We start from the raw sequence: 4,635 nt of genomic DNA, 5'->3' as shown, positions 1-4,635 counted from the left end.
TGGGCGCCGTACTCGCGTTTCAGGATGCGACGGCACGGTTAAAGCAGCGTGAGATCGAGCAAGAGGTTCAGACGGCCCTGCGTATTCAAGTATCGCTGTATCCGAAGCAGGTCCCACAAATAGCGGGATTCGACTTTGCGTCGTTCTGCCAGCCCTGTTCTAAGGCGTGCGGTGACTACTACGACTTTATTCCCTGGGGGAATGACTGCCTCGGGATTGCTGTGGGGGACGTCAGCGGTCATGGTCTGGGGCCCGCTGTTGAGATGGTTGCCACCCGCGCGGTACTGCGAACGCTCACGCAACGGGAGTCCGCGCCGCATGAGTGCCTCAATCAACTCAACCGCATCCTGAGCGAAGACCTGCCCGACGACATGTTCGTAACGCTGTTCCTTGCGTCGCTCAATACGCGGGACCGGACACTGAGTTATGCCGCCGCCGGACATGAAGCAGTGCTGCTCCGCGCAAATGGTGATCTCTGTCCGCTGAAAAGTACTGGCACCATTCTGGGGATGCAGAAGACCGCAGTATTTGGCTGTGGTCAGTCTGTCACGCTGCAGACTGGTGATCTGCTGCTCATCGCAACCGATGGGCTGGCAGAATCCACGTCACCAGATCGTAAACTATTTGGACAGGCAAGGATCATTCAAGTCCTTCGTCAACATCAGGCCGAGTCGGCTTCACAGATCCTCCATGCCCTGATGTCAGCATGTGACGAGTTCCGACAGTCCCAGCCCAGCCGCGACGACGTGACGGCCGTCGCCATCAAGCTTGTAGAATGATGGCGACGCGGCTACACCGAGCTAGGCTCGGCGACCGATTTGCCATGCCCTACGTTGGTGTTTGATTCCCGGTTTCTGCGCAGCACATCCATGAGGGGCGTCCCGTCATGAAACCCACACACGATGGCGATCGACTCATGCAAGATCTGCAATCGGATTTCCCGCCGGTTCTTACCGAATGGCTGGCCCAGGCCGCGCAAGCGGAAGCCTCAGACCTCCATCTGGTGGCAGGTTTTCCTCCAAGCATCCGCCTGAATGGGCGATTAACGCAATTGAACGAATCGCCGCTCGAACCCGACCGGCTTAACATTCTGCTGATCGAGGCCTGTCCGGAACACTTTCAGGAAAAACTGAAGACCGAACGCAGCTTGGATTTTTCCGTTGCACTGGGTGGTGATCTCGCCGGCACCCGGGTTCGGGCGAATCTGTTTTACACGATGGGGAATCTCGGCGGATGTTTCCGAATCATCCCCGGGACGATTCCCGACTTCGAATGGGCAGCCTTTCCTGAAGAACTGGCCGAACGACTGGCAGGAATTCGGGACGGAATGGTGATTGTGACGGGGCCTACCGGTTCCGGAAAATCGACCACCCTCGCCATGATCGTCAATTTGATCAACAGGGCAGGGGGCAGCCGCATCATCAGCATTGAAGAGCCGCTCGAGTTTGAATTTCCCAGGATGCCCAATTCGATGGTGTCTCAACGGGAAGTGGGAGTCGATGTTCCCACGTTCGCGGACGGACTACGCAACGGACTGCGTCAAGATCCCGACGTGATTCTCGTGGGAGAGATTCGTGACCATGACACTGCTCAAATCGCACTGAGCGCCGCGGAAACAGGGCACCTCGTGTTCAGCACCTTGCACTCACGCGACGCAAAGGGGGCCATTACGCGATACGCCGACCTCTTCACCGATGACGCGCAACGCGACATTCGCTCTCAACTCGCCCTCTGTCTCCGCTCGGTCGTGGCTCAACGACTGTTACCCGATGTGCGACCGGGACAGAAACAGCACCTGGCTCTCGAGGTTCTCTGGAATACGTTTCCCATCGGCAGCGCGATCCGGACGGGCAAATTTGAATCGATCGACAATTACCTCACCACTGCCCGCGATGACGGAATGGTCAGTTTTGATGAATCGGTTCGACGGCTCTTCAAGGCGGGGAAAATTTCTCAGCAAGTTGCCGAAATGAACGTTCGCGAAGCGATTCAGCTTTATCGGTAATTCCTGTCTGGACGTACCTGTCACTTTGTTCTGTAATACACCCGGTAAACAGAGTTTGGCGCAACGATTGCGCGTTGTAACTGGCAGGGATGCGAATCCGTGAAGACATGGGGTCGATTGGGTTCATTTATTTGGCCGTACCGGCGAAAGTTGACACTTTCGTGCGTATTCGGGCTCGTAGCTGCACTCCTGTGGAGCTTCGAACTGCTCCTGACATTCCCGATCACCATCATGTTTGGCGAGTACCACACACTCGGAAACTACGTCCGCCACGAAGTTGAGCTCAAGACGTCGGCGATTGCAGAGCGAAACAGCAAACTCCTCGAACTCGATGAGAAGCTGCTGTCGCTACCTGAAAATGGAGAACGACGGCGCCTGTCTGAACGCGTCGAGGTCATTGAAGATCAACAGCGGCTGCGTACGGAAGTGAAGGCGTACACGTCGAAGCTCTGGTGGCTGACCTGGATCGAATCCAAGATCATCCGTAACCTGCCCACCGACCAGTTTCGCATGTTTGCGCTGCTGTTTTTCGGCATCCTGGTTGTCACCTTCGCCAAGGGAGCGGCGGGCTACTACCAGGACGTGCTGGCGGGCAGCGTCGCGGAGTCGGTCGTCATCGACCTGCGTCAGCAGTTGTTTCGAAGTGCGTTGCGGCTGGATCCACAAACGATTTCGCTTGAGGGAAGTTCGGCGTGGCTGACCGACTTTACGTACTCTCTGCAGCACCTGGTCAATGGGATGACAGAAGTCGGTGGACGCATCGTTCGCGAACCCTTGAAGGCGCTGTCGTGTCTTGTTGCGCTGTTCTACTTTAACTGGCAGCTGACGGTCGTCTTTCTGCTGTTCATGCCCGTCCTGGGATTGCTCTTCCATTGGCTGGGACAAAGACTGAAGCGGGCGGCCAATCGTGTCGTCGACAGCATGAGTCGGATCTACAAGAGCCTGGAAGAAACGTTCAATAACTCCAAAGCAGTGATCGCCTTCGATCGCGCCGGGCAACACCGTCGCCACTTCCACCGTGAAAACAAAAACTTTTATCGACAGGCAATGAGACTCGTGCAGCTGGATGCGATGAGCGGCCCCCTCGCCGAATTACTCGGAATGGTGGCCGCCTCGGCCGTGCTCCTCCCGGCTGCATTTCTGGTGCTGCGTCAGACGACAACAATTGGGGGGATTACCCTCGCCAGTTCTCCGCCGACCTTTCCCGAACTCGCGCTGTTCTACGTGCTTCTTGCCGGAGTCCTGGAACCGGTTCGCAAATTCTCGAAGTTTTACAATTCGATCCGGCAGTCGACCGCGATTGCCGAACGGTTGTTCGAACGGATGGACACGAAATCGCTCGTCTCCACCCCGGCCGAACCGCAGTTCCTACCGCGCCTGACGCAATCGATTGAATTTCGAAATGTTTCCTTCGAATACGCCCGCAATCCGAACGACCGCAGCGAACGGGGCCTGGTCCTGAACGGTCTCGACCTGACAATCCGCGCTGGCGAAACAGTTGCCGTGGTGGGACCCAACGGCTGTGGCAAGTCGACACTGGTGAACCTGCTGCCGCGCTTTTATGACCCCGTAAGCGGCGACGTGTTCTTTGACGGGATCAATCTGAAAGATGCAAATCTGGGCGATATCCGGGATCAGATCGCCCTGGTTCCTCAGGAAACATTGTTGTTTGACGACACAATCCTGGAGAACATCCGTTACGGACGACCGACCGCCATGGATGCCGATGTCGTGGATGCAGCCCGCCGCGCTCACGTCATCTCCTTTTCAGAATCCATGCCCCTGGGACTGAAAACCATGGTCGGGGAGCACGGAAAACATCTGTCGGGCGGACAGAGACAGCGAGTCGCCCTGGCACGGGCCATCCTGCGAGACCCCCGAATCTTAATTCTGGACGAACCTACGTCGGCGGTTGACGCTCAGAGTGAGCAGCTGATCCACGCCACGCTGCGTGATTTTGTCGTCGGTCGGACGACACTTTTGATCACACATTGTCTGACGCCGACCCTGCTGGAGTTCTTGACGAGAATCGTCGTTGTCGACCGCGGGCGCGTCGTGGCCACCGGCCGACATGCTGAACTTCTGGCGAATTGTCCTATTTATCAGCGTTTATGGGCGGCCCAGACGCAGCGTGCGGTTGCCTGAGCAACGGGTCACACCCGCCAAGATCACCTCCTGCAAGACCCCCATTCCGGGTTTTAGGAAAGTAAGTAAAAAGTTGATCCTCAAAGTGTCCTCATGTCGAAAACATATACGGCTGAGATGTGACTTCAGATCGACTAAGCTGAGAGTAACTGGAACGTATCGTGTCGACGAAATGGATGAACTGGCGACTGAGTCTAGTCATCATCGCGATTACGGTTGGACTTCTGACCCTGATCTCGCAGAGCACCGGCACGCCCGAAGTTCGCAACGCAGACAGTCCTTCTAACTTCGTCCTCGTTGATCCTCGGCCCAGCGCCGAGGATTGGCCCTGGTGGCGTGGGGTCGACGGTCGAAATGTCGCACTTTCGAAACAGTTCCCGTTGCAATGGTCGGAAAGCAATCATCCGGGATGGCAAGTGGGGCTCTCGGGGCTCGGCAGTGCCACACCCAGTATCTGGGGAGATCGATTGTTCCTGCCCGTATTC

Annotated in this window: 3 protein-coding genes and 1 pseudogene; all 4 read left to right on the top strand. The window is 56.7% G+C overall.

What is annotated here, in order from left to right:
• A partial coding sequence (locus tag VGE80_RS02760) for a PP2C family protein-serine/threonine phosphatase (RefSeq protein WP_440591592.1) occupies positions 1-779 on the top strand: 779 nt, incomplete at its 5' end.
• Between the two features lie 107 nt (positions 780-886).
• The gene (locus VGE80_RS02755) at positions 887-2,005 is read left to right on the top strand and encodes a type IV pilus twitching motility protein PilT (protein WP_397570133.1); all 1,119 of its coding nucleotides are present in this window, start codon (positions 887-889) and stop codon (positions 2,003-2,005) included.
• 117 nt (positions 2,006-2,122) lie between these two features.
• Complete coding sequence (locus tag VGE80_RS02750) at positions 2,123-4,150, top strand: ABC transporter ATP-binding protein (protein ID WP_373651940.1); 2,028 nt, start codon at positions 2,123-2,125, stop codon at positions 4,148-4,150.
• A 161-nt stretch (positions 4,151-4,311) separates the two neighbouring features.
• Positions 4,312-4,635, top strand: a pseudogene (locus VGE80_RS02745) (hypothetical protein); the annotation flags it as partial.

The organism is Schlesneria sp., from assembly GCF_036405755.1.
GTDB lineage: Bacteria > Planctomycetota > Planctomycetia > Planctomycetales > Planctomycetaceae > Schlesneria > Schlesneria sphaerica.
The sequence above is the reverse complement of the archived record's forward strand: the minus strand, read 5'-3'. Positions and strand labels throughout refer to the sequence as shown.

Excerpts from the sequence above, each read along its gene's own strand:
- VGE80_RS02755 (WP_397570133.1), top strand. The coding sequence starts at position 887 with ATGAAACCCACACACGATGGCGATCGACTCATGCAAGATCTGCAATCG.